The 25309-nt window shown below is 68.9% G+C and carries 19 protein-coding genes; 11 read left to right on the plus strand and 8 right to left on the minus strand.

Annotated features, from left to right (window positions below):
- Positions 1–69 precede the first annotated feature (69 nt).
- A complete protein-coding gene (locus SOM28_RS18090) occupies positions 70–1032 on the plus strand; it encodes a LysR family transcriptional regulator (protein ID WP_123068147.1) in 963 nt (320 codons plus the stop codon).
- Here SOM28_RS18090 and asd read toward each other — a convergent pair.
- A complete protein-coding gene (gene asd / locus SOM28_RS18095) occupies positions 1022–1876 on the minus strand; it encodes an archaetidylserine decarboxylase (protein ID WP_491715952.1) in 855 nt (284 codons plus the stop codon). The two genes, SOM28_RS18090 and asd, sit on opposite strands and share 11 nt — an antisense overlap.
- 286 nt (positions 1877–2162) lie before the next feature.
- Between asd and SOM28_RS18100 the strand changes: the two genes are divergently transcribed.
- The gene (locus SOM28_RS18100; protein WP_320468955.1) at positions 2163–4331 is read left to right on the plus strand and encodes a TonB-dependent receptor plug domain-containing protein; all 2169 of its coding nucleotides are present in this window, start codon (positions 2163–2165) and stop codon (positions 4329–4331) included.
- 13 nt (positions 4332–4344) lie between these two features.
- Here the strand turns inward: SOM28_RS18100 and SOM28_RS18105 are convergent, their stop codons facing one another.
- The 4 genes from SOM28_RS18105 to SOM28_RS18120 are packed head-to-tail and all read right to left on the minus strand — an operon-like array spanning position 4345 to position 7807.
- Positions 4345–5187, minus strand: a complete 843-nt coding sequence (locus SOM28_RS18105) for a DMT family transporter (RefSeq protein ID WP_320468956.1) — start codon at positions 5185–5187, stop codon at positions 4345–4347.
- 3 nt (positions 5188–5190) lie between these two features.
- Positions 5191–6435, minus strand: coding sequence for an MFS transporter (locus SOM28_RS18110; protein WP_320468957.1), 1245 nt, complete (start codon positions 6433–6435; stop codon positions 5191–5193).
- Positions 6436–6485: 50 nt separating this feature from the next.
- Positions 6486–7145, minus strand: coding sequence for an HD domain-containing protein (locus tag SOM28_RS18115; protein WP_320468958.1), 660 nt, complete (start codon positions 7143–7145; stop codon positions 6486–6488).
- On the minus strand, positions 7142–7807 hold the full coding sequence (locus tag SOM28_RS18120) for a ribonuclease HI family protein (protein WP_320468959.1): 666 nt from the start codon (positions 7805–7807) through the stop codon (positions 7142–7144). Before SOM28_RS18120 ends, SOM28_RS18115 begins: the two co-directional genes overlap by 4 nt.
- 103 nt (positions 7808–7910) lie before the next feature.
- On the opposite strand from SOM28_RS18120, the gene SOM28_RS18125 reads away from it, so the two are divergent.
- Positions 7911–9815 carry a S9 family peptidase gene (locus SOM28_RS18125; RefSeq protein ID WP_320468960.1) on the plus strand — a complete coding sequence of 635 codons (1905 nt, stop codon included), beginning with the start codon at positions 7911–7913 and terminating at the stop codon, positions 9813–9815.
- A 24-nt stretch (positions 9816–9839) separates the two neighbouring features.
- Here SOM28_RS18125 and SOM28_RS18130 read toward each other — a convergent pair whose 3' ends face one another.
- Positions 9840–10343 carry a YXWGXW repeat-containing protein gene (locus SOM28_RS18130; RefSeq protein ID WP_123071467.1) on the minus strand — a complete coding sequence of 168 codons (504 nt, stop codon included), beginning with the start codon at positions 10341–10343 and terminating at the stop codon, positions 9840–9842.
- Between the two features lie 161 nt (positions 10344–10504).
- A complete protein-coding gene (locus tag SOM28_RS18135) occupies positions 10505–10741 on the minus strand; it encodes a hypothetical protein (protein ID WP_123071466.1) in 237 nt (78 codons plus the stop codon).
- Positions 10742–10955: 214 nt separating this feature from the next.
- Between SOM28_RS18135 and SOM28_RS18140 the strand changes: the two genes are divergently transcribed.
- The 8 genes from SOM28_RS18140 (at position 10956) to SOM28_RS18175 (ending at position 23528) form a co-directional block, all read left to right on the plus strand.
- A complete protein-coding gene (locus SOM28_RS18140; protein ID WP_320468961.1) occupies positions 10956–14069 on the plus strand; it encodes a penicillin-binding transpeptidase domain-containing protein in 3114 nt (1037 codons plus the stop codon).
- 91 nt (positions 14070–14160) lie between these two features.
- Complete coding sequence (locus SOM28_RS18145) at positions 14161–15459, plus strand: hypothetical protein (protein ID WP_123070811.1); 1299 nt, start codon at positions 14161–14163, stop codon at positions 15457–15459.
- Entirely contained in the window at positions 15456–16016 is a 561-nt protein-coding gene (locus tag SOM28_RS18150) for a hypothetical protein (RefSeq protein ID WP_229415018.1), read from the plus strand. The genes SOM28_RS18145 and SOM28_RS18150 overlap by 4 nt, the downstream gene beginning before the upstream one ends.
- A 27-nt stretch (positions 16017–16043) precedes the next feature.
- Entirely contained in the window at positions 16044–17150 is a 1107-nt protein-coding gene (locus tag SOM28_RS18155) for a hypothetical protein (RefSeq protein WP_229415019.1), read from the plus strand.
- Positions 17147–18151: a hypothetical protein gene (locus tag SOM28_RS18160; protein ID WP_320468962.1), complete on the plus strand. Its 1005-nt coding sequence runs from the start codon at positions 17147–17149 to the stop codon at positions 18149–18151. Before SOM28_RS18155 ends, SOM28_RS18160 begins: the two co-directional genes overlap by 4 nt.
- A gap of 145 nt (positions 18152–18296) precedes the next feature.
- Positions 18297–20330 carry a coiled-coil domain-containing protein gene (locus tag SOM28_RS18165; RefSeq protein WP_320468963.1) on the plus strand — a complete coding sequence of 678 codons (2034 nt, stop codon included), beginning with the start codon at positions 18297–18299 and terminating at the stop codon, positions 20328–20330.
- 10 nt (positions 20331–20340) lie between these two features.
- Positions 20341–22596 (plus strand): bifunctional serine/threonine-protein kinase/formylglycine-generating enzyme family protein, encoded by a 2256-nt coding sequence (locus SOM28_RS18170; protein WP_320468964.1) that lies wholly within the window; start codon positions 20341–20343, stop codon positions 22594–22596.
- 41 nt (positions 22597–22637) lie between these two features.
- Complete coding sequence (locus SOM28_RS18175; RefSeq protein WP_123070816.1) at positions 22638–23528, plus strand: pirin family protein; 891 nt, start codon at positions 22638–22640, stop codon at positions 23526–23528.
- 223 nt (positions 23529–23751) lie between these two features.
- Here the strand turns inward: SOM28_RS18175 and SOM28_RS18180 are convergent, their stop codons facing one another.
- Complete coding sequence (locus tag SOM28_RS18180) at positions 23752–25302, minus strand: FHA domain-containing protein (RefSeq protein ID WP_320468965.1); 1551 nt, start codon at positions 25300–25302, stop codon at positions 23752–23754.
- Between the last annotated feature and the right edge of the window lie 7 nt (positions 25303–25309).

Consider the following 25309-nt stretch of genomic DNA (forward strand, 5'->3'; position numbering starts at 1 on the left):
CTTTAGCAATTCCAAAATCAGTCCGGAAGCCAGTAAAATGGATAACATTATTCTGCTGATGGGACAATCATGGACGTGGAGCCGAATGACTTGCTGCTGTTTGCCCGGATCGTCGAGTCGGGCAGCTTTACCCGCGCCGCCGAGCGCGTCCACCTGCCCAAGTCGACCGTCTCGCGCCGCCTGGCGCTGCTCGAGACGACCCTGGGCGAGCGCCTGCTGCAGCGCACGACCCGCAAGCTGGTGGTCACCGAGTTCGGCGCCAGCCTGTACGAGCACGCGCGCCGCCTGGCCGACGAAGTCGATGCCGCCGGCGCGCTGGCCCAGCACCGCCAGGGCGAACCGAGCGGCAAGCTGCGCATCTCGGCGCCGGGCGACTTCGCCAACAGCGGCCTGAACGAAGTCATCGCGCGCTTCCTGGAGCGCTATCCGGCGGTCAGGCTCGAGATGGACCTGACGCCGCGCCGGGTCGACCTGGTGGCGGAGAACTTCGACATCGCGATCCGCATGGGCGACCTGCCGAACGACGCGACCCTGAGCGCGCGTCCGATCACGCTCGAGCAGCCCGGCCTGTATGCGGCGCCAAGCTACCTGGCGCGGCGCGGCATTCCCGAGCATCCCGACGATCTCGACGCGCACGACGTGCTGTGCATCCTGAGCCGCACCGGTGGGGCCGTGCCGTGGGTCTTGATGCGCGGGAAGCTGAAGTGGGAGCGCGCGCTCAACGCGCGGCTGACGGCGAACTCGCCCGACCTGCTGGCGCGCATCGCCTCGCGCGGCGCCGGCATCGCGCTCAGCTCGACGCTGTTCGCCCAGCCCTATATGCAGACTGGAGAACTGGTGCGGGTGCTGCCGGAATGGGATATGCCGACCGCCAGCGGCTGGGCGGTGTTCCCGAGCCGTAAGCTGATGCCGGCCAAGACCCGGGCCTTCCTGGAGATGATCGAATCGGCGTGCACCGAAAAGGGCCACAGCCCGCATGCCGCGGTTGCCGCGTTCAGGGCGCGCGCGGCACTGGAGGACGTCAGGACTTGAGCGGCCGCTCGCCCATCGGTTCGCCCAGGCGCACCTTGCCTTCGGGCGCCCAGGCCGGGTTGAAGGCGATGGCGCCGCGCTGGAACAGCATCACGACGGTGGAGCCGAGCAGGAAGCGGCCCATCTCTTCGCCCTTTTTCAGCGTGACCTGGCCGGGCTCGTAGTTCCATTCGCAGATGCGCGGCATGCGTGGCGGATTGACCACGCCATGCCAGACGGTGGCCATGCTGCCGACGATGGTCGCGCCGACCAGGGTCATCACGAAGGGCCCGAATTCATCGCTCTCGAACACGCACACCACGCGCTCGTTGCGCGCGAACAGGCCCGGCACACCGCGCGCCGTGGTCGGATTCACCGAGAACAGCTTGCCCGGCACATAGATCATGCGCGTCAGGCGGCCGTCGCACGGCATGTGGATGCGGTGGTAATCCTTCGGGCTCAGGTAGACGTTGGCGAAGTGGCCGTGCTGGAAGTGAGCGGCCAGCGCCTGGTCGCCGCCGACCAGTTCGGCCGTGGTGAACTTGTGGCCCTTGGCCTGGAAGATCTGGTGATCGTCGATGTCGCCGAATTGGCTGATGGCGCCGTCGACCGGGCACACATAGTCGCTGGCTGCCAGCGGACGCACGCCTTCGCGCAGCGGGCGGGTGAAGAATTCGTTGAAGCTGGGGTAGCTGGCGATGTCCGGATTGGCCGCCTCATCCATGTTGACCCCGTACTTGCCCACGAACCAACGGATCAGGCTGGTCGTCATCGATCCGCCCTTGTGGCCGGCGACGCGGCCGGCGAAGTTGGTGATCGCCTGCTTCGGCATGACGTATTGCGGCAAGACTTTTATACGGGACACGGACGATCGCCTTTCTTCGAAAAGTGCGCATTATAGCGGGCGTGCTACAGCGAAAGTGCCGAATGGAAATGATATTTCCATGTCAAGGCATGCCCGAGTGTACTCCAGGTGGTGGCACAGTGGCGAACGCTGGTGCTGATGCTTTTGTATGGAAGTTCGGATTGCTAGGACATGGAATAATATAATTCTTCATGTAAGAAGCATAAACTTCCAATAAGACGTTTACATTGTGCCAGTGATGGGCATATATTTCCTCCATATACACCCAATAACCAGGAGATCCCCTTTGAAAACGCCGAACCGAAGCCGCCGTCCCCTTTCCCTCATCATCCTGGCGGCGTTCGCCGGCCCGACGTGCGCACAGCAGGAGGAAGCAGGAGCTCCTGTCTCACAGGTAGAAATCAAGGGCAGCAGCGCCAGCTATGACCCGCGCCGCGACGACACCGCCACCCGCACCGTGATCGGGCGCGATGAGCTGGGCCGCTATGGCGACCGGTCGGTGCTCGACGCCTTGAAGCGTGTGCCGGGCGTGACCGTGAACACCAACCAGGCGCGGGGCGGTGAAATCCAGATGCGCGGACTCGGTGCCGGCTATACCCAGATCCTGATCAACGGCGAGCGGCCGCCTGGCGGTTTCGACTTCGATTCGCTGTCGCCCGACGTGGTCGAACGCATCGAGGTGCTGCGCGCTGCCACCGCCGACCTGTCGACCCAGTCGGTGGCCGGCACCGTCAACATCATCCTGCGTCGCGTTGCCAAGGAACGCGAGCGCCAGCTCAAGCTGGGGATGCTGCAATCGTCGCAGTTCAGGGGCCCCAATGCGGCGCTGCAGTTGAGCGAGCGCGGGGAGGGTTTCGCCTGGTCGCTCGCCGGCGACGCGACCGCGGAACGCTATGACCGCGCCTGGAGCATCTTCGAAGAGACCATCGCGCCAGGCGGCGCAGTTGCCCTGGCGCGCATGACGAGCGCGCCGGAAGAGGGCCGCATGCGGCGGATGAACCTGACCCCGCGTTTCGAATGGACGCTGGCGGATGGCGACACGATCAGTGTCGAGACCTTCGTCAACGTCAATCGCTTCCGCAACCGCACCCATTTGTCGATCGCGACCGAGATCGGCCAGCCGCCACCGGTTCCCGACCAGCACAACCGGATGCGGGCCGACGCCGAAGACCTGCGCACCGACCTGAAATGGACCACCGAACTTGATTCCGGCGCCACCCTGGAGACCAAGCTGGGACTCAGCGGCGAGAATGCCGACAACACGATCTTCCGCCGGGGCGCCGATCCCCTTGGCGTTCCGGTCACCGACGGCTGGGTCGATTCCGGCTGGCGCGATCGCGGTGTGAATTCGACCGGCAAGTATATGCGCAAGCTGGAAAACGGCCACGCCATCGCGGCCGGCTGGGACGGCGGCGTCGGCTGGCGCGACGAGATGCGCCACGAGCGCGACGCGATCCGGGTCTTCCCGCCCGGCCTGCCGCTCGACGAAACGTTCGAGGCGCGCGTGGCCCGCATGGCGGTGTACGCCCAGGACGAATGGAACATCACGCCGCAGTGGTCGATGTACCTGGGCCTGCGCTGGGAGGGTATCCGCATCCGCGCCTCGGGCGACTCGTTCGACGCCACCCGCAGCAGTTCCAACGTCTGGAGCCCCATCGTGCAGACCTTGTGGAAGATCCCGGACCGCAAGGGCGACCAGCTGCGTTTCGCCGTGACCCGTACCTACAAGGCGCCGGATCTGTGGAATCTGCTGCCGCGCCGCCAGGTGTGGGAAAACAACAGCGCTACCGAGGCCGATTTCCAGGGCAATCCGGAGCTCAAGCCCGAATTGGCCTGGGGCGTGGATGCCGGATACGAACATTACTGGGCCGAGAGCGCGATGGTCGCGCTGCGTGCGTCGCTGCGCCGCATCGAGGACTACACCAGCAACCGGATCTACTTCGACGGCTACCGCTGGATCGTCACGCCGGTGAACGACGGCCGCGCCGAGGTCCGCACGCTTGAACTGGAAACCAAATTCCCCCTCGCGTCGCTGTTCGCGCAAGCACCGGCGATCGATGTGCGTGCCGGCGTGAGCCGTCACTGGGCGCGCGTGAAATCGGTCCCCGGTCCCGACAACCGGCTGGAGCGGCAGACGCCGTTGTCGGCCAACGTCGGTCTCGACTACAAGGCGGGAGCGCTGGCGCTGGGAGGCAGCGTCGCCTTCACGCGCAACGGGCAGGTAAGGGTGACAGCCAATCGCGGCTACTACTCGGAAGCGCGCACCGACCTCGAAGCCTATGCGGCGTGGCGCTTCGATCCGAAGCGGCTGGTCCGGCTGTCGCTATCGAACCTGGCGCACGAGGATTCGGGCTTCGAGGTGACCTACGCCGATCCGGTTGCCGGCGTCGAGAAGCGCCGCTTCGATTATCCAGGCGCGGTGCGCATCCAGGCAAACTATGAGCTGAAGTTTTGACTGTCGATCCCGGTTATGCCAGGCGCACCGCCGCCGCGCCCAGCGCCACCAGGCCGGCGCCGCAGATCCGGGCGCGGGTGGCGCGCTCGCGCAGCACGAAGACGGCGATCGCGGTGGCGAACACGATCGAGGTTTCGCGCAGGGCGGCGACCACCGCGACGGGCGCCTGGGTCATCGCCCACAAGGCGATGCCGTACGAGCCGGTGGTCGCTGCGCCGCCCATCAGCGCCAGTCCGGGATGGCGGATCAGGTAGGCCGGCAGCTGGCCGGCGCTGCGGCGCCATGACAGGGCCGCGATGCCGATCCCGGTAAGCAGGAAGATCCAGGCGGTGTAGGCGGCTGGAGCGCCCGAGCGCCGCACTCCCAGGCCGTCGACCAGGGTGTATGCCGCAATCACCGTCGCGGTCAGCAGTACCAGGGCGGTCGGACGCAGCCCGCCCGAGGCGTGGCCGCGCGCACCCAGGGTCAGTGCGGCGCCGCCGGCGCAGATCAGGCCGATGGCGATCCATTGGGCGCCGTGCAGCGACTCGCTGGCCAGCAGGCCGCCGCCCAGCGCCACCAGGACCGGTGCGACGCCACGCATCAGCGGGTAGGCATGGCCGATGTCGGCCACACGATAGGCCGCCGCCAGCAGCAGGTAGTAGGCGATCTGCAGCATGCTGGAGGCAGCAATGAAAGGAAAGCTGGACGCATCCGGCGCCGGCAGGAAGGGAAGCGCAAGGGCAGCCAGCACGGCGGCGCCGCTGGTCACGGCCAGCGCCGCCATGAACGTGTCGGGCTGTGACTTGAGGGCGGCATTCCAGGCCGCGTGCAGGAAGGCCGCGAACAGGATCGCGGCAAGCACGTGGGTTGGCATGGCCTAGGCCTTCACGCCGGCATATTGATGGCTGCGAAAGTAATGCCACGCCACGATCAATGCCACCGCCTGCATCGCCGCGCACAAGAAGAAGCTGCTGCCGACCCGCCAGTCGCCAGGGGGCAGGTGGCTGACCGCGCTCAGGATGCCGGTGCCGAGCAGGGGCGTGACGATCACCCCCAGGCTGCCGATCGACTGCAGTGAGCCCATCACCTCGCCCTGCTGATCGGGTGGCGAGGATTTCGAGACGATGCCCTGCAGGGCGGGCCCGGTGGCATAGGCCAGCACATTGGCCAGGATGAAGACGTACATCATCCAGCCCTGGGTGGCCAGGCCGTAGGCGAGGAAGGTGAGCATGCCGGAGGTGAGCGCCATTAGCGACAGCCGCACCTCGCCGAAGCGGTGGATCAGCTTGCCCAGCAGCCAGGCCTGGACCACCACCGAGCCGAGGCCGACGCAAAAGAGGGCGATGCCATTGTCGCGCGGCGTCCAGTCGAAGCGGAAGGTGGTGTACAGGACCCAGGTCGATTGCAGCATCATCTGGGCGAAGGTGGCCAGGGTGATCACGATCACCAGGCCGCGGATGTCTTCGCGCTTGACCAATCGGAGCAAGGCCGAAAAGGGATTCAGGCGCGCCAGCTTGAACGGTTCGCGGCCTTCCTTGGCAAGCGACTCCGGCACGAAGAAAAAGCCATACACCAGGTTCGCCGCCGACAGCGCCGCCGCCACGTAGAACGGCAGGTGCAGGTTGGCGTCGCCCAGCAGGCCGCCCAGCATCGGGCCGCAGATGAAGCCCAGGCCGAAGGCGGCGCCGATCTTGCCGAAGGCCTTGGCGCGGTTCTCGCGGGTCGAGATGTCGGAGGCGTAGGCCGAGGCGACCGACATGCTGGCCGACGACATGCCGCCGATGATGCGGCCGACGAACAGCCAGGCCAGGCTGGGCGCCCAGGCCGTGACCAGGAAGTTCAGGCACATGCCGGCCATCGAATACAGCAGCACCGGACGGCGGCCGATGCGGTCGCTCAGCGCGCCGAGCGCCGGCATGAACAGGAATTGCAGGATACCGAAGGTCGCCGCCAGCAGCCCGTACCACAAGGCCCGCTTGTCCGGCCCGTCGACGAACTGGTCGAGCAGCAGCGGCAGGACCGGGACGATCAGGCCGATGCCGAGCATGTCGATGAAGACGCAGACGAGGACGAAATTGAGTTTGCCGGGAACAGCTTGCGGTGCTGCGGTCGAACTGGTCATGGACACCTCGGTCAATACAGTTCGTCTATCTTAGCATTGCTACATATGATCTAGGATCCACTCCATTCGGCCGCGAACTCTTCGCGGAAGGCCAGCAGCTTGCCGAGCCGTTCGCGGCCCAGCGCACGCGCGGCGTCGGTCTGCATCATGTCCGGAAGCTTCTGCAGCTTGACCATGATGTGATCGAGCGAATAGCGCCGGTCGTCGAAGTCACGCTCCTTTCCCAGCGGGTCGCTCGGATGGGCCAGGCTGCTTTCCATGCGGCCGGCGATATAGAACATGCGCGCCAGGCCCACCAGGCCCAGGCCGTCCATGCGGTCGGCGTCCTGCACGATCTTCGCTTCGATCGTCTCGGCGGGGATCGCGGCCGAGAAGCTGTGCGCCTCGATCGCATGCGCCACGGCGTCCAGTTTGTCGGCCGGGAATCCCAGGTGAGCCAGCTGGTGGCGCGCCAGCCGCGCCGAGCGGCGGGAGGCCTGGTCGCGTTCGGGATCGTTCTTCGGCAGGTTGACCAGGTCGTGCAGGTAGCAGGCGGCCAGCACCACCAGGCGGTCGGCCTCGGGATGGTGTTCCAGCAGCGCCTGCGCGGTGCGCCATACGCGGTCGAGGTGGGCGCTGTCGTGGGCGCCGTCGGTGTCGGCGCTGCTGGCGGCCATGGCGGCCAGCCTGGTGCGCCAGCCGGAGAGATCGGTATTGCTTGTTTCGGTCATGCTTCTTGTTCCAGGGTGAGGGGCGGCACGGCGCGCTGGGACAGCGCGTCGGCCCGTGTATTCTTGTGGCGCGGGATCCAGCGCAGCCGCGCCTGCGGCAGGCGGGCCAGCAGGACCAGCGCCTCGCTGCGCAGCAGGCCCAGGGCCGGCGCATTGGCGCCATCGGGGGCGTTGACGTCGTCGATCACGACCTGGCTGTCGCCCAGCACCAGCAGGTCGGTCGCGCCATGCTCGACGGCCGCGTGCAGCACGGCGTTCAGGGCGCGGTATTCCGCTTCGCTGCTGTTGCCATGGCCGCCGTCGATGGACAGTTCATAGTGCTGCCCGGCCGGCCCTTCGAGCACGGCGCCCAAGCCGCAACGGCCAGGGTTCGGCCGCGCCGAGCCATCGAACCAGGCGCGCCAGGCGCTGGTCTCCGGTCCGGCGCCGCGGGTGCGCGCGGCGGCCACGCTGGCCTGGCGCCGCGCTGCCTGCAGTTCGGCGTGGCGGCGCTGGGCCTGACGGTCGGTGAGCAGGCTGGCCAGTCCGGCGTTGCCGGCGCTGAGCATCAGGGTTTTTTCCAGGGCCTCGGCCTCCGACATGCCGGTGCGCGCGGTCAGGCGCCGGGCGGCGGACAGCTCGGTCTTGAAGGCGGCGGCTTGCAGGGTGGCGAGGTCGATCATGGCGAGAGCATAACCGATCCACGATTGTTGACAGGTGTTAAGACTTTTGAAACACTCATCCTGTTGGACTTAACCACAGGAGAACATATGCATCAGAATCGCCGTGCTTGTCAGTCTGTCCCTGTTTTCCATGCTCGCCGGCGTCGGCCTGGCGCCGATGCAGGCCCTTGCCCAGGCCGTGCCGGCCAAGCCGCGCGCTCAAGCCGTCAAACGCTACACGATCGAGCAGTTCATGGCGACGACCTCGCTCACCGGCGCCTCGTTCAGCAAGGACGAGAAGCAGATCCTGTTCAGCAGTAACGAGTCCGGCATCTTCAACGCCTACACGGTGCCCGTCGGCGGCGGCAAGCCGCGCGCGCTGACGGCGTCGAAGACCGACACCACCTACGCGGTCGGCTATTTCTACAACGACGACCGCATCCTGTTTACGCGCGACGGTGGCGGCGACGAGCAAAACCACCTGTACGTGCGTGAACTCGACGGCAAAGAACGTGACCTCACGCCAGGCGACAAGCTGAAAGCCTCGTTCGCAGGCTGGAAACCTGACGGCAGCGGTTTCTACGTCGTCACCAACGAGCGCGATCCGAAGTTCTTCGACCTGTACCTGTATGACGCCGCCACCTATGCGCGCACGGTGGTCTACAAGAATGACAGCGGCATGAATGTCTCGGCCATCAGCCGCGACGGCAACTGGCTGGCCTTCAACAAGCCCGCCACCACGTCGGACAGCGACGTCTATGTCTATAACGTGCAGGCGCGCGAAATGAAACACATCACGCCGCACAAGGAGCCGGCCAGCCATGCGGCGGCGGATTTCGACCCGGCCTCGAAGCGCCTGCTGTTCACGAGCAATGCACAGGGCGAGTTCGCGCGCATCAAGTCCTATGACCTGGCCAGCGGCGACGTCAAGGAGGTCGAGAAGGCCGACTGGGACCTGCTGGGCACCGACTATTCGCGCAACGGCCGCCACCGCGTCAGCTTGGTCAACCGCGACGGCAGCATCGAAGTGCGCCTGTATGACGAAGCAGGCAACCCGGTGGCTTTGCCCAAGCTGCCGGGCGGCGAGATGCGCCAGGTGACCTTCTCCGAAAGCGGCAAGCTGATGGCGTTCTACCTCAACGGCGACCGCTCGCCCAACAACCTGTACGTGCACGACTTCAGGAGCGGCAAGACGTCCCAGCTGACACGCAGCCTGAACCCGGAGATCGACCCGAACGACCTGGTCGAGGCCGAGGTGGTGCGCTTCAAGTCGTTCGACGGCATGGTGATCCCGTCGATCTACTACCGGCCGAAGGGCGCGTCGCCGAGCGCGAAAGTGCCGGCCGTGGTGCTGGTGCACGGCGGGCCGGGTGGCCAGACCATGCGCGGCTACAGCGCCCGCATCCAGTACCTGGTCAATCACGGCTATGCGGTGCTGGGCATCAATAATCGCGGCAGCTCGGGCTATGGCAAGACCTTCTTCCGCGCCGACGACCGCAAGCACGGCATGGAGCCGTTGTGGGACTGCGTCGAGGCCAAGACCTGGCTGGCGAGCCAGGGTTATATCGATCCGGAGCGCATCGGCATCATGGGCGGGAGCTACGGTGGCTACATGACCCTGGCGGCGCTGGCCTTCCGGCCCGAGGCATTCAAGGTCGGCATCGACATCTTCGGCGTCAGCAACTGGGTGCGTACTTTGGAGAGCATCCCGCCGTACTGGGAAGCGCAGCGCAAGGCGCTGTACGACGAGATCGGCGACCCGGTCAAGGACAAGGAGTTCCTGGTCGCGACCTCGCCGCTATTCCACGCCCATCACATCCGCAAGCCGCTGATGGTGATCCAGGGCGCCAACGACCCGCGCGTGATCAAGGCCGAAAGCGACGAGATCGTCGAGGCGGTGCGCAAGAACAAGGTGGAAGTCGAGTACATCGTGTTCGACGACGAGGGCCACGGATTCTCCAAGAAGAAGAACGCGGCCGCGGCGGATGCGAAGATCCTCGCCTTCCTGGACAAGCACCTGAAGCGCTGATCCGCATCCTGGCCGCGCCGTGGTTCAGTAGCGGTGGGGATTGTCCGGGCGGCGGTCGTGGCGGTTGCGCACGCCGTCGCCATCGCGGTCGCGGTCATGGCGATCGCGGATGCCGTCGCGGTCCCGGTCGCGGCCATGGTGGCGGTCGTGCTTGCGGTGATGGCGGTCACGATCGTCGCGGTAGTGGCCCGGTGGCGGGCCGTAGTGGTGGGCCGGGCCGCGGTTCCAGCGCGACGGCTCCATCACCCAGCGTCCGCCGCGATGGTGCCAGCTCGGCGGCGCGTACACGTAGCCGGGGCGCGCGGTGACATAGTGGCCCGGCACCCAGTGGTGGCGATGCTTGCGCCATTCCCAGAAACCGGGCGCCCAGACATAGCCGCGGCGTGCGGTGGGAATGACTTCGTAGACAGGCGCCGGCGGCGCGGTGTTGATCACGACCGAGATATGGGGCTGGGCGTGCGAGGCCAGTGGGGTGAAGGCAGCAGCGCCGATGGCGATCAGGGCTGCAATCAAAAGGGGGGATTTCATGTTCGTCTCCAGATCCTTGAGCGGATGCGATGGAATATAGCAATCCGGGAATCGGGACGTGGCGTTTGAAGCAAGTTCTTACAACTGATACAGCTCAGTAGGCGAGGCAGGACCCGGTCGCCGCGCGCCGCACGATGGCGGCACGTCGGCGACTAGCGCGCTCACATGCGGCTCCCGGCGGTGACGGTGTCCGCCGCCAGCAATTGCGACTTTTCGGCGGCGTCCAGGCGCTTGGCGCTGACCGTCACAACCGCCATCTTGTCGCCGCTGGCGATGGCTGCGCTGTCGATGCTGTAGTTGTCTGCACGGGCGTCGGGAATCTTGGCCAGATAGCCCGCCGGGACGGCGACCAGGGCGGCGGCGATGAAGATGGCTTCCATGTGTTTGAGGACGTTCATTTTGCAGCTCCTTTTCAGGTGGTTGGTGTGTCGATGTGTTCACTGTAGGCCAAGCGCCGCATGGTCTCCAGCGGGATGCGACGAGCAGTCGAAAACGCGGAATGAGCTGCATCAGGCGGCGGATGAAGCCCCTCCGGCACCTTCTCTTTCACCTCCCCTCCGCTAGCTGAGCGCGAAGGGCGCGTGGGCGCCACGTAAACACTGGATGACAGGCATGCTCGCGACCCTGATCGACCAATTGGCCGCTACGCGCACGGCGCGCCGCCGTTCCCGTAACCTGCGCGCTGGCGCCCGCCCGATGAGCGCCGGGGCCAGCTGGTCCCTGTCCCTTGGCCCGGCCTGGGCATGGGCCGTGCTGGCCGTCGTCCTGGTCGGCGCCGTCGCGCTGGCGATGCATGCGCGCGCGTTACCGGACGGCGCGGCCGAAACGCCCGGTACGGTCGCGCTGGGCGCCCTGCAGCCGATCGCGCCGGGGCTCGACTTCGTGGTTCCGCGCGAGAGCGGCATTTCGCTCACCCAGCACGGCGGCCTGGCCCTGCTGGTGGCGAGCGGCATGCGCGCCGGCCCGGCGCTGCGGGTCGACCTGTGCACCCAGATGCTCGACCCGGCGCGGCCGCGCATGCTGCCGCTGCGGATCGGCTATCCCTTCGACGAGGCGGCGCGCATCGCGGGCGCGGCCAATGCGCCGCCGCGCAGCGTGCTGCTGGCCCGACCCGGCTCGACGATGCCGCGCATCGACATCACCGGCAATGCTGGCGCCGGCACGACTGGCTTGACGCTCGCCTGGAATGCCGGCGCTGCCACGGCGGGATGGATCGGCGATGCCAGCGGCGGCAACGCGACGCGCGCGCGCCAGGGCCAGGCCCTGCTGGGCAATAGCGGCTGGCTGCTGTGGGGCAGCGAGGCCCTGCGCTTCACGCGCCGGCCCAGCGCCGCCTGCCCGCAGGCGGGCGAGCTGGTGCTGCATCATTTTCAGCAGGGCGCCGCCGGCGGCGCGGCCCTGGTGCAGGCTTTCCCGGCCCAGGGAGAGCCAGTGCAGCTGCGCCTGGCGCCGGGCGCATGGCAGGTGCCACTGCTGCCGGGCCCCGGCATGGAAGACCAGGCGCTGTTCGAGGCGCTGCGCGCACGCGGCCTGCTGCGCCTGGGCCGCGACGGCCTGGTCGAGCTGGCGCCGCGCGATCTGCTGGCCTGGCATCGCGCCGGCCAGGAGGCGCGCGCGCCGCTGCCGGGTTGGGAAGATCACCAGCTCGATGCAGGCGACCGCCGCCTGCTGGAGCGCCTGCACCACCGCGCCGACGGCGCCTTTTTGCGCGAACAGGTGCGCATCTTTAATAGCGAGCGCCGGCTGGTGGCCTGGCGCACCCGGCCGGGCGCCGACACGGTCTGGCATGCGCTTGCCGGCGGTGCGCCGGCGCCGCGCGAGACCGGATTGCCGGTGGCCGCGATGCGCCTGTTCGCGCGCCTGCCCGAAGGCTGGGAACCATGGCAGCGGGTCGGCGGCTGGGAAGGCGGCCGCCAGGGATCGCTGGTGACTTTGAATACACCAGCAACCGGCAGGCCGGTCGAGCTGCTAGTGGCGGGCCGGGTGCGCGGCGTGTCGGGCGCTCACGTGCTGGCCCAGGGCGCCTGCGATGGCCGCGCTTGCCCTGATCGCGAGGCGGTGCAGCGGCTCGTGCTGGCGCCGCTGGCCGGGGCGGCCGCGATCGCGGTGCAGGTCGAGCCGCTCGACCTGGCGACGATGTCAGGCGGCGCCGACGCCGCCTACCGCCACCTGGCCATGGTCGATGGCCGCCTGGCCTGGCAGGCGTTGCCGGCCGGCGGCAGCGGCGGAACTCGGCCCGCCGCCGTGCCGGTGCACCTGCGCGACCGCCATGGCGAAGCCTTGTGGGCCGATGGCGCGCCGGCCGAAGCGGCGCTGCACGCCGGCCTCGCGCCGCTGCTGGGCGTGCACCGCCAGCATGACGGCAGCGTGGCCGGGATGCTGGCGCGGCTGGACAGGACCAAGCACGAGGCGCAGCTGAGCCTCGACCTGGGCCTGCAGGCCAGGGCCCAGCAACTCCTCGACTGCATCGGCCTGCGCGGCGGCCGCTGGGACGGCCAGGCCTGCGTCGGCGGCCTCGATGCCCAGCCGGAGCGGCGCGCCGGCCTGGTGCTGCTGGATGCGGGCAGCGGCGACATCCTGGCCGCGGCCTCCAGCGGCGGCGGCCAGGCCGATCCGGGCCGCTGGGGAGAATTGCGCGACTTCGACCGCGCCGATCCGGCGCGCAGCCCGCTGCGCATCGCCGCCTTTCAGCACGACGGCGGCGCACACCGGGCGCCCGGCTCGACCTTCAAGGTGATCACCGCCCTCGGCCTGGAGGGAGCGGCGCGCGGCGACGCCCGCCTGGACGGCCTGCTGCAGGGTTTGCCCCTGCACGAGGTGAACCGGCTGGCGCAGGCGGGCGGCTACGATTTCCGCACCGGCGCGCCGAGTTATCCCTTTGATGGCAACCGGGCCCGCATCACCAACTTCCGCGACCAGATCACCAGCACCCGGGCCCAGGACGGCCGTCTGGGCCTGGCGCAGGCGATGGCGCACAGCGTCAATACCTGGTTCGCCTGGAGCGCGGAACTGAGCGATCGCACGCTGATGGGCCAGCCGGACGGCGGCATGCCGGGCGCGCGCGAACTGGAGCCGGGTGCCCTGGACACGGTGCGGCCGGTGGCGGCGATGGCGGGCCGGCTGGGTTTCGGCCAGCCACTGCGGCTCGACGGCGGCCTGCTGCCGCCCGACTACCGCTGGGGCGAGTGGGACGCGCTGCAGGCCAGCGCCTCGCGCCTCGACCCGGTGCACAGCCGCCACGAACTGCGCCAGATGGCGATCGGCCTGCGCATGCAGACCACGCCGCTGCAGATGGCGCTGGTGGCGGCCGCGGTCGGGGAGGGGCGCACCGTGGCGCCGCGCCTGCTGCTGTCGCTGGACGGCCGCGCGGCGCAGGCTGGGGCAGGGGAGCCGCTGGGCGTGCGCCTGGACCGCGTGCGCGCCGGGATGAAGGGCGTGATCGACGGCGGCACCGCGGCCGGGGCGTTTCGCGCCGCCGGCTTCGACGCGCTGCGCCCCGGCCTGTACGGCAAGACCGGCACGGCGCCGGCCGGCCAGGACGATCTGGCGACCGTCTGGTTCATGGGCTGGCTCGAGCCGGGCAGCCTGCCGGGCCAGACCGGGCGGCTGGCCTTCGCCGCCTTCGTCAGTCATTCGGCGGCTACCGGCGGCGGCCATGCGGCCCCGGTCGTGGCCGCTCTGTTGCAATCCATGCAAGGCCATTCGTTGGAAAAGAGGGACAAATAGAGCCCTCTTGCGCGCCTCAAGGCCGTGTTTGTATGGCATCATCTATTTCAATCCGCTATGGCTGCGGAGCGAAACAGAGGATGGGTAAGGTATGCGTTTGCCGGGAACCCGGTATCAGGAACACGGTTGGGAGCAGGTCCGCAAGCTGCTGGGACACTGTTCCCTGCAGGCGTGCGCCCGGCTGGGGCCGGAAACCTTGCTCGACCCGGATCCTGAACAGTCGCTCGGCGCCTATGTCGACGCGGTCGGCCATGCCCTGTACGCGGCCGGCGCGCGTGCTGAGGCGCATGGAAACAGCTATGGCGATACCTGCGGCGAGCTGGCCTTGACCCTCGTCTACGAGCTGCACGCGCGCCCGGCGGATTGGGCCTCCTTGTGCGCGGCAGTGGCGGCCGAGCATGCGCGCATCGGCTCGTTCTGGAGCCAGCCTGGCGGCGAGGCCCTGCTGCGCAAGAAATTCAACGACCTGTACGCAGTCCTGCGCGACAAGGTCGATAGCGACAACTACCAGGCCGCCTGCGGCCGTCCCTGCAGTCCCAACCGCATGTATGCCTATCGCATGCTCGATACCGCCTGGCACGAGGTCGCGCGCCTGTTCGAGGGCTGGCGCGAGCACGCGCAGCAAGTCGGCGCCATCCTGGGCCGTGAGGTCGTGGCGATGCCGATCGAGGCGCGCCAGCTGCGCACGAGCGGCGACTGCAAGCCCGAATGGATCATGCGCTGGAGCGAAAGCCTGGAGGTGCATACCGGCGCAGCGGGCCCGCTGCACACGAAGTCCAAGCGCTTCGCCAGCCTCAAGAACAGTCCTGAAAAGATCGGCGCCATGCTGCGCGAGATCGGCGAATACGAGCTGCTGTCGGCCAACCGCGACCAGGATTGGCTGCACGACGCCGGCGAGGCCAGCGCCTGGCTGGACGACTACTGGCGCGTGCTGGATGAATCGGAACAGGGCAGCACGCCTGGCCCCGACCTGATCCTGGAAGCGCGCCAGGACGAGCTGGACGCCGCTGAACCCGAGGCCACGATCGATGCCGACCCGGTCGAGGCGCAGGAGACTGCGCGCCTGGCCCTCGTTGCGCAACAAGTTTCACTCCCCCCCAACTATCTTGTACTGGCGGCGCTGGGCGAGGACCGCGCCAGCTGGGCGGCGCGCCGCATGGCGCAGGATTCGCTGCCGGTGCGGCTGGCGGTGTATCTCAAGCTGCTCGGCCCATTCGACGACAGCTATCCGTCCGAATGGCTGGATCCGCAGACCGGCGAGCTGCCGACGATGCAGCAGCTGGCCGGGCTGGACGGGATATCGCTGCCGACCCTGCGCAAGCGGCGTGACGCCGCGGTCGCGCACCTGAACGAGATGGCGGGAATGGAGGAGGAAAGACGATGGGCATGACGGAACTGGATCGCAAGCTGCAGGCCGGGGCCTTGCTGGGACGCCGGATCGAGGGCGACCGCCTGGTGCTGGCCGACGCGGTGCTGGCGCAGGCGCTGGACGGCAGCCGGCCGCTGACGGCGGGCGAGCGCGCCGCGCTGCAAGGCTCGCCGCTGACCTTGCGCCGCCTGCGCCATCTGGCGGACAGCCGGCGTGCGCAGGCGCAGCCGGTTTGCTGGCGCGGCAGCCGCGGCCTGCTGCGCGCGGCCGACAGCGGCAATGCCCTGGACCTGCTGCGCACCGACGACGGCATGTGGCGCCTGCACTTCGTCGACGCCGCGGGCAGCCTGGCCGTGGTGGTCCAGCTCGACCCGGAAGCGGCGGGGGCCGCCGGGGTGATGGAAGTACGGCCGGCGATCCAGGTGCGGGATGGCCGCGGCGCGCTGGTACTGGAAGGACAACTCGATGCCGACGGCGAGTGCGAGGGGCCGTGGCCTTTCGAAGCGCTGCCCGCGGCCCATTTTCAGCAGCATGGAGCGCGCTTCGAGGTGATTCCTCGGGCGACGCCGATCACGTAGTGGTGTTCTGACATACCCGGAAGGACGATGATGCTAGGTTCGCTGTTCAAGAATACGTTGCAGAACACGCTGCGCCCGCTGCGGCAGCCGGAGTTCGACGCTAGCCGCCTCGGCAACGTGGCGATCGCGCTGCCGGCGCCGAATGGCCTCACCGTCCCGCCAGGCTGCGCCGCCGTGCTGGTCGACCGGGGCGGACGCAGTCGGCGCCAGGCCGCCGGCAGCCGCATCGCCGCGATCGAGGGCGAAACCGCATGGTGCGTCCATCCGGGCCCCTATACCTGCGAACTGGCGCCGTTCGCGGGCGCGCCCGAGATCGGCCTGCGGGTGCACTTCGCGATCGACGCCAGCGACCCGCGCGCCACGCACCAGCGCTTCGACCTGTTCCTGGCCAGCGAGGCCGGCTGCATGGTCGAATTGAGCGGATTCGTCGAACTGGCGCAGACCGCGCTGCAGCGCGAGCTGGCCCAAGGCAACCTGGAGCTGCCTCCGTGCACGACCCTGGAAGAGTGGAATGCCTTCCGCACCGGTTTCAACCAGCTGATGTATACGCGGTTCGGCGTGACGGTCGACGATTGCGTGCCGGTCGACCTGGGCGCCGCGCGTGATTACGCGGCCACGCTCGATGCGCGCCTGGCCGCGCGGCTCGACGCCGTCCATCCGTCCGCCGCCGCCCGCGAGGGTGCGCTGGCCCCCGTGGCGCCGCAGCAAGCGTTCGTTCCCGCCTGCGAGGATGCGCGCGCGCTGCGCCGCCTGTTCCTCGAGCTGCCCTGCCTGATGTGCGCGGTGCGCATGGCGGTGCTGCCGGCCGACCAGGGCCGCTTCCGCCAGCACCAGGAGCTGCTGCGCCGGCTCGACCTGGTCAGCCTGTCGGTCGGCACCATGCCGGCCCTCGAGCTGGCGGCTCCCGGCCAGCCGCTGGCGCAGGAAGAGCAGCTGCGGCGCGCGCGCCACAGCCGCCGCGCCGCGGCCGCGCTCGATGAGGCCTGGGCGCTGCTGGCGCGCCTGAAGGTGGCCGGCGAAAGCCCGCTCGACAACCTGTTCGACGAAGCCGACCGCATCGTGGCCAATCTTGAGACCGAGGCTGGTGCGCGGCGCGCCGTTACGGCACGCGAAACGGAGCTGGAGGAGGCATGAACGCAGACGCAAGTGCGGTCCAGTGCCGCAGCATCGCCGTCGATGGCGGCATGCTGACGATCACCGCCACACGCCGCCCGCGCGCGGGGCGCGCCGACGTCAAGTGCAGCGTGCCGGGTGCGCCCGGCGTGGCCGAGCGCATGCAGCAGGTGGTGCGCCTGGCGCGTCATACCGAGCCGCGCTTCGACAGCCGCGACCAGGTAGTGCTGAGCCTGGACCGCGCTCCGGCCGAGGGAGATCGTGACTGGGAACTGGCGGCGGTACTGGCCGACCGCATGGTGCGCGACGTCTTTGCGCCACGGCGCGAGGTCGTGGCCAACGGCTGGTCCGACGCCTGGCACCTGGGCCGGATCGATGGCCGCAGGCTGGCCGGTTCGCCAGACGGCGTGCTGCTGGGTGGCGCCGACGCACTGGCGCACCTGGGCGCCCTGAGCGGCCAGCCCGATCCCGCCGCCGCGATCTCCAGCGCGCGCGCCTGGTTCCCGATGCATAGCGGCGGCGAACACGATGGCCTCGGTTGGGTCGAGGTCAGCGTGCGGCCGCTGGCCAGGGCCGGAAGTGGAGATGACGATCCGGTCAGCGTGCCGGACGTGGACGCGGTGCGCCAGGCGCAGGTGGCGGCAGTTCTGGCCGGGTCGCGCCACTTCGACGGCCGCGGCCAGGGCCAGTGGCGCACCACGGTGCGTTTCGGCGAGCCGCGCTTCGCGGGCGACTCTTACCAGCTGGCGCTGGTGATGGCCGACCGCATGGCGCGCGGCCGTGAATTCTTGGCGCGGGGCCGGGTGATCGCCACCGGCAGCTCCAGCGCATGGCATGCGGGGCGGGTCGAAGCGGTCGAGGCGCTGGCGCCCAAATGCGCGCTGATCGCGCGCGAAGCCGGCCCGGGCGACCGCATCCTGCTGCCGAAAGAGTGGGAAGCCGCTCTGCCTCATGGACTGCGCGAAGCCTTGCGCGCGCGCGGCGCCAGCCTGGCTTGCGTCGAGCGGATCGGCATCATCTAGCAGGAGTAGCGGTTTGTTTGACCGGATCGCACCCTGCGCACGGGAGCGATCCGTGCCGAAGGCATGGCCCTGCTAAAATCCAGTGGCTGGACAGCAGGTTTGCAGTTGAAAGTGACGAGAAGTACAGGACAAAACGGAGTCGGATATGTTGCAGATGTTCGGAATTAAAGGCGCCAATTGCCCGCGCTGCGAGTGCAAGAACGCGCCCGAGGCGCGCTATTGCGCCGGCTGCGGCGTGATCCTGGGCGCGCCGCGCAACAAGCCGGTGCTGGTCGAGAACCGCTGGGTGCCGGGCCCCGACGAACTGGCCGTGTTCTTCGGCGTGCGCGAGCTGTCTGGTCTGTTCGTCAAGACGCTGCGCGTGCCGGCCACGGCGCGCGGCTTCATCCTGCAAGGAGAAAAGGCCACCGAGGTGCCGCAGGGCGAATACGAGATCGAAGGTTTCTTCACCCGCCTGAACCACCTGCTGCGTGACCAGCACGCCGAGATCCTTGTCACCCGCACCGGTGCGCTGGCGGTGCCGTTCGAATTCGACGATATCCCCACCTGCGAATATCTCGATATCGCACTGCGCTTTTCGGTCAGCGTCAGGATCGAGAACGTGCCGGCCTTCGCCCGCCACTTCATGACCACGCCGGGCACGATCGGCGCGCTGGAACTGCGCGAGCTGCTGTCGCATCCGGTGCGCCAGCTCGCGCTCGAATTCATCGGCGCGCGCTCGATCCGCGAACTGGCGGCCAATGGCGAGTTGCGCGAACAGCTCGACCAGCGCCTGCAGGGCGGCCTCAAGACGCTCCTGGCCGGCTACGGCCTGGCGGTGACGGCGGTCGAGACCTTCGAGCTGCGCCACGACAAATACGACGCCAACCGCGCCCGCATCGGTAGCTTGTGGCTGGCGACCGACGAAAAGCACGTGCAACTGGCCCACAGTCGCCACCTGGACGAGCTGTACACGGCCGAGGAATGGCAGCGCATCAAGCGCAGCGAAGAAGAAGGGCGGCTGCGGCTGCGCCGCGCCGAGCTGCGCCAGGATGACGCCATCGCGCGCGCCGAACTGTCCCTGCAGGGCGCCGACCGCGCGCATGGCGTGCGGGCGCGTCAGATCGAGCTGTATGGCCGCATCCTCGAGGCGCAGTCGCGCAAGCAGGCGCTGGCCAATGGCGCGGCCGGGGTGCTGGCCGAACTCGAGCACGAGATGGCGCAGAAGAACGCGCAGCGCGCCGACGAGGCGGCCGAGTGGCAGCACCTGCGCGCGCTGGCCGGCGTGCGCATGCGCGCCGAGATCGCGAGCGCCCAGCAAGAGGCCACCCAGGCACGCCAGCTGGCCCAGCAGCGATTTTCCCAACAATTGCTGCAACAGCAGATCCGTAACAAGATCGAACAGGCGCGCCAGATAGAGGACGCGGCGCGCCAGCGCGCCGAGCTGGCAAGGCTGCGCGAGAGCGAAGAAGAAGCGGCGCGCCGTCTGCGTGACATCGAGGGCGCCGAGCACGAGGCGACATTCCAGTCCCTGAAGCTGGCCAATGAGGCGCGCCGGCGCGAGGCCGAGCGGGCGCAGGAATGGGAAGACGAACAGGCGCGCCAGCGCATAGAGAGCGTGCGCCGCGGCGCCCAGCAAGAGAAGCTGCTGCGCACGATCGAGGCCGACAGCACGCACGCGCGCCTGATGCAGGACGTCACCCTGGAGGCCGACGAGCGCCGCGCCGGCATCGCGGAAGGCGCGCGCGCGGCCGACCGCGCCCACGAACTCGAACTGGCGCGGCTGGCGATGGCGCGCGCCGAAGCGCTGGGCGCGATGGACGATACCGCCAAGCTGGCGCTGGCCGAGGCGCCGAATGCGGCGGTGCTGGCCGACTACCTCAAGACGCGCGTGCATGCGACGATGGATGGCGACCAGTTGACGGCGCTGGCCGGTGTGGCCGGCGTGGGCAAGATCGACGCGGCGCTGGCCGACGCGCGGGTCGTCGCCGAACAGGCGCGCCGCGAGCAGGAGGTGGATAAGGACCGCCGCCACCAGCTCGACCTGCTGGCCATGCAGAACGATGTGAACAAGGCGGCGCTGACTTCGCAGGCGACGCTGGCCACTGGCATCGTGGGCGCGCGCCAATGCGTCCACGGCCATCCGGCCGGGCGTGACGACCGTTACTGCGCCGCTTGCGGAGCGACGCTGCCGGCGTGATTCAATAGCAATGCAGACTGCCATCGACAAGATCCGCGAACTACGCGCGCTGCACGAAGACGGGCTGTTGAGCCGTCAGGAGTTCGACCTGCGCAAGAACGCGATCCTGGACGCGGCCTACACGCCGGCCGAGCGCGCCGGCGCCGGGGCCGAACCGCAGGCCCTCGGCACTGAGATCGGTCCCGTAGCGGACGTGCCCATGCCGCGTCCCGGCACCGAGATCGGCCTGATGGCAGGCCAGGAAATCGGCCCGCAAACCCGCCGCTACCGGCTCGAGCGCCTGATCGCCCACGGCGGCATGGGCCAGGTGTGGCAGGCGACCGACCTCGCCACCCATGCCGAACTGGGACACAGCGCCCAGGTCGCGCTCAAGATCCTGCCGCCGCACCTGACCCAGGCCACCAGCCACGCCAAGCTCCTGATCCAGGAAGCCACGCGCGCGCGGCGCCTGGCGCACGAGCGCATCGTGCGCGTCTACGAATGGGCGCAGGATCCGGCCACGTCCAGCTACTTCATCATCATGGAGTACCTGGAAGGTGAGGACCTCGATGCCGTGCTGGCGCGCGAGTCCCGGCTGCCCCTGGACCGCGTGCTGGCGCTGCTCGACCCGGTGGCCGACGCCCTCGACTATGCCTGGGGCAAGCACCGCCTGGTGCATCGCGACATCAAGCCGGGCAATGTGTTCGTCACCCGCAAGGGAGAGGTGAAGCTGCTGGACTTCGGCATCGCCGCGCGCGCCCGAGCCAGCGGCGCCATGTCGCCGTTCGATGCGCCGGCGACGTCCGGCACCGCCGGCTACCGCTCGCCCGAGGCGGCGCTCGAAGGCCGGGTGCCGGAGCCGACGCTCGATGTGTACGCGGTGGCGGTGATGATCCACCAGCTGCTGACCGGTGTGCTGCCCGGCGCACCGGGCGGACAGGTGCCCGAGACGCTCGGCGCGCGCCAGTGGGACGTGCTGCGCGCCGGCTTCGCATCCGATCCGGCGCAGCGTCCGGCCACGGTGCACGCGCTGCTGGACGCGATCCGCGCCGCGGCCGGCCCGTCGGCAGAGGAACTGGCCGTGCAGGAGGCGGCGCGCCGGGTCGAAGCGGAGAAAGAAGCGCGCGAACTGGCCGCACGCCGCAAGGTGGAGGCCGAAGCCGCGGCGGCGGCCCAGGCCCGGCTCGATGAGCAGCGCCGCGTCCAGCTGCGCGAACAGCAGCGGCGCGAGCGGGTGGCGGCCGAGGAGGCGCGCCTGGCACGCAAGGAATCACTGCGCCAGCAGTTGCTGGCCAAGCGCGACGAAGAGGTGGCGAAGGCGCAGGCAGCCAAGGAAGAGACGGCCCGGAAAGCTGCCCAGGCCAGGGCCGCCGCCGCATATATCGCGCAGCAGAAGAAAGCGCGCGAGGAAGAGTTGGCGCGCGCGGCCGAGCCGGCGCCAAGCGCGCCGCCGCCAGCGATGCCGGCAGTCGACCCGGGCGCCATCCTGCACGACCCGTTCACCGACGGCAGCGGCAACGGCCCGGCCCTGGTCCTGATCCAGGCCGGCCGTTTCGAAATGGGCTCGCCCGATCACGAACGCCGCATCGCGATGGCGGCCGGCTCGCAAAAGAACTGGATCGCGCGCGAGACCCCGCAGCACTGGGTCGGCATCGAACGTCCCTTCGCCATGGGCCGCTATCCGGTGACGGTCGGCGAGTGGCGCGCCTTTGTGCAGGCCAGCGGCTGGGAGCAGCATGGCGAGGTCAATTGGGAATCCCCCGGTTTCCCGCAAACCGAGATGCATCCGGTGGTCGGCGTCACCTGGTTCGACGCGTTGCAATACGTGGCCTGGCTGGGCGCGGCCACCGGCAGGCGCTACCGGCTGCCGAGCGAGGCCGAATGGGAGTATGCCTGCCGCGCCGGCAGCAAGACCGCGTTCAATGTGGGCGACACCATCTCGACCCTGCAAGCCAATTTCGACGGCAGCTTCACCTATAACGGCGGCCCGCGCGGCGAGTTCCGGCACGGCACCACGCCAGCGGATATGTTCGCACCGAATGCCTGGGGCCTGCACGATATGCACGGCAACGTCTGGGAATGGGTGCAGGACGTGGTGCATGACAACTACGAGGGCGCTCCGATCGACGGCAGCGCATGGGAACTGGGCGGCGACCAGGTGCGGCGCATCCTGCGTGGCGGCTCCTGGCTGTACAACCCGCGCTACCTGCGCGCGGCGCTGCGCAACGGTTTCTCGGCCGTGCTGTCGAACGATATCGTCGGCTTTCGGGTGGTGCGCGAACTGTAACTCCGGTGTACAGTCGAGCATTGCCTTCGCAGGAGTCCACCATGACCATCGCACACCTCTTCAAATCGCACGACAAGGACCTGGGCGGCGGCTTCACCGTGCGCCGCATCCTGCCGGCGGCGGCCAAACAATCGGTCGGCCCCTTCCTGTTCTTCGACCACATGGGACCGGTGGAGGCCGAGCCGGGCACACGCCATGACGTGCGTCCGCATCCGCATATCGGCCTGGCGACCGTGACCTACCTGTTCGAGGGCGCGATCATGCACCGCGACAGCCTGGGCACCGAGCAGCGCATCGAGCCGGGCGCGATTAACTGGATGACGGCCGGCAGCGGCATCGTGCACTCCGAGCGCACGCCCGAAGACCTGCTCGAACGCAAGCGGCGCACCCACGGCCTGCAATTGTGGGCCGCGCTGCCGCGCGAACACGAGGAAGCGCCGGCCGCGTTCAGCCACACGCCGGCCGACCAGATCCCTGAAGTGCAGCTCGACGGCGCCAAGGTGCGGGTGCTGGTCGGCACCGCGCTGGGCCAGACCTCGCCGGTGCCGACCTTCGCCGAAACGCTCTACCTCGACGTGCACCTGGACGCCGGCGCCGCCATCGAACTCGACCGTCTGCCGGAAGAAGCCGCCCTCTATGCTCCGTTCGGCACGATCGAGGTCGACGGCGAGCCGGTTGCCGCCAACACGATGGCGATGCTCGAGCCGGGCGCCGCGGTGCGGGTGAGTTCGCGCGAGGGCGCGCGCTTCGTCGTGATCGGCGGCGCGCCGCTGGACGGAAAGCGCTTCATCTTCTGGAATTTCGTCTCGACCAGCCGCGAGCGCATCGAACAGGCGGCGCACGACTGGGAAGCGGACCGTTTCGTGGCGGTGCCCGGAGAAACGGAACGCATCCCGCTGCCGCCCTTGCCGGCGGCCTGGCGCCACGACTGACTTGCCGCGCGGCTAAGTGGCGCGGGAGGGCTGCGGGCAGGCGTAAGCTGGTGTCACCAACGTGGGCTTATTGCATACGAGAGGTAACGTCATGAAGATTCCTGAACACCTGCGGGCGCCGGCGATCGTGTTCGCCCTGCAGGCAGCACTACTGGCCGGCGCCGCGCTTGTCTTCCTGATCCTGATTCCGCCGCACGGCTGAGCGCTCGGCCGAAAGGCGGCGTCAGGCGTCGAGTGCGACGGTGAAAGCGTGGTGGTGGCGTTCGCTGCCGCCGCGGGGGCCGCCGTGCGCCTCGGGATAGGCTTGTGCGACGAAGCGCGCAGCGATGCCAAGCCCTGTCTGCTGCAGGCGGTCCAACTGGGCCTGCGGCGCCAGCGGAGTGTCGCGGCCGCTGTCGCGGTCGCGCTGCCAGAAGCCGCCGTCGCGATGGAACAGCATCGGCAGCGCGGCGGCGCGCGGCATGCTGGACGCTTGCTGGTGCCGGTTCGACGCAGGAATGCAGTCCGGCGCCATCAGGTAGAAGCATTCGGCGCGTGCGCCGGCGTCCAGCCGGTGCAGCACCACCGCGTGCGCCATCAGGGCCGTCACCTCGAGCGTGACGATGCCCTTGATGCTGGCCGTCAGTTCGAGCCGCATGCCGAGCCGCAGCTGCACCGGCATGTGCTTGCCGGGCCAGACGCCGTCCAGCAGCACGCCGTAGCGCGACACGTCCTCGATCTCGAAGCCATGGCGGCTGCGGCGGATGACGGCGTGCCGTCCCGACAGGCGGCGCGTCAGGCCGCCAATCTCGGCGCCGGTTTCGCCGTGGTGGGCCAGCAGCAGGTCGGCCTCGGCGGCGATGCTCTCGAAGCGGCCCAGCACGCACTCGTCGAGCGCGAACAGGCGCACGTGGCGCTGGGTGGCCGAGTCGGCCTCGGCGTGCACCAGGCAGGCGCCGGTCGCGGGGCAGGGATGCAGCGCCGCCTCGACCGGGATGTCGATCTCGATCAGGTCTTCGTCCCAGGCGATGGTCGACATGCCGAGGTCGATCTTGCCGCTGCCGCTGTCCAGGTTGAGCTGGGCGATCGAGGCATTGCGGGCAGTGACGTCGATGTCGATCCGTCCGCCGCCCGGTGCATTCACGCGGGCGATACCGGCGTCGTCGGCTGTCACGCGCACGTTCTTGTGGGTGGCGAGGAAGGTTTGGTGGATCTCGCCCAGGCTGGCGTCCTGGCGCGGCACCAGGATGACGGGCGAGCAAGTCCAGGTGCGATTCGATTCCGGGGCCTGGCGATGATGGCTGTGCAGCTCGATCTCGATGCGGTACTGGCCGTGTTCCAGGCCGCGCGAGGAAAACTCGAGGAACAGGGGGCGCCAGTCGCCGCGCGAGGTGCGCTGGAAGGCATAGCTTTCGCCGCCGTGCAGCCGCAGGGCCGAACGCACCAGCATGCGCACCTCGGGTGCGCAATCCATCGGCATGCCGCGCAGCTCGAGCCGGATCGCCTGGCGGCCGCCGGCGGCGCGCGGGTCAAAACCGCTGATGTGCAGCTGGGGGCGTTGCAGGTTGGCTCGGGGTAACGTCGGCGCCGGCCCGATATCGGTCGGGCGCCGGCTACGCAGGGCGGTAATGGCGTCGAAACTCGACGGCAGGCCGGCCGCTGGCGCAGTGGTCACCGGCGTGAGGACTGGCTGCGTGTCGACCGCGGGCTGGGCATGCCCGTGCGCGCACATGGCGTCGTCGGGCATGACCCAGACGGTGCAGTGTGGATGCTCGGGATTGCGGCAGCGGTTCATGTCAGGG

The sequence above is a fragment of the Massilia sp. CFBP9026 genome (genome assembly GCF_034045165.1).
GTDB classification, from domain to species: Bacteria; Pseudomonadota; Gammaproteobacteria; order Burkholderiales; family Burkholderiaceae_D; genus Telluria; species Telluria arenae.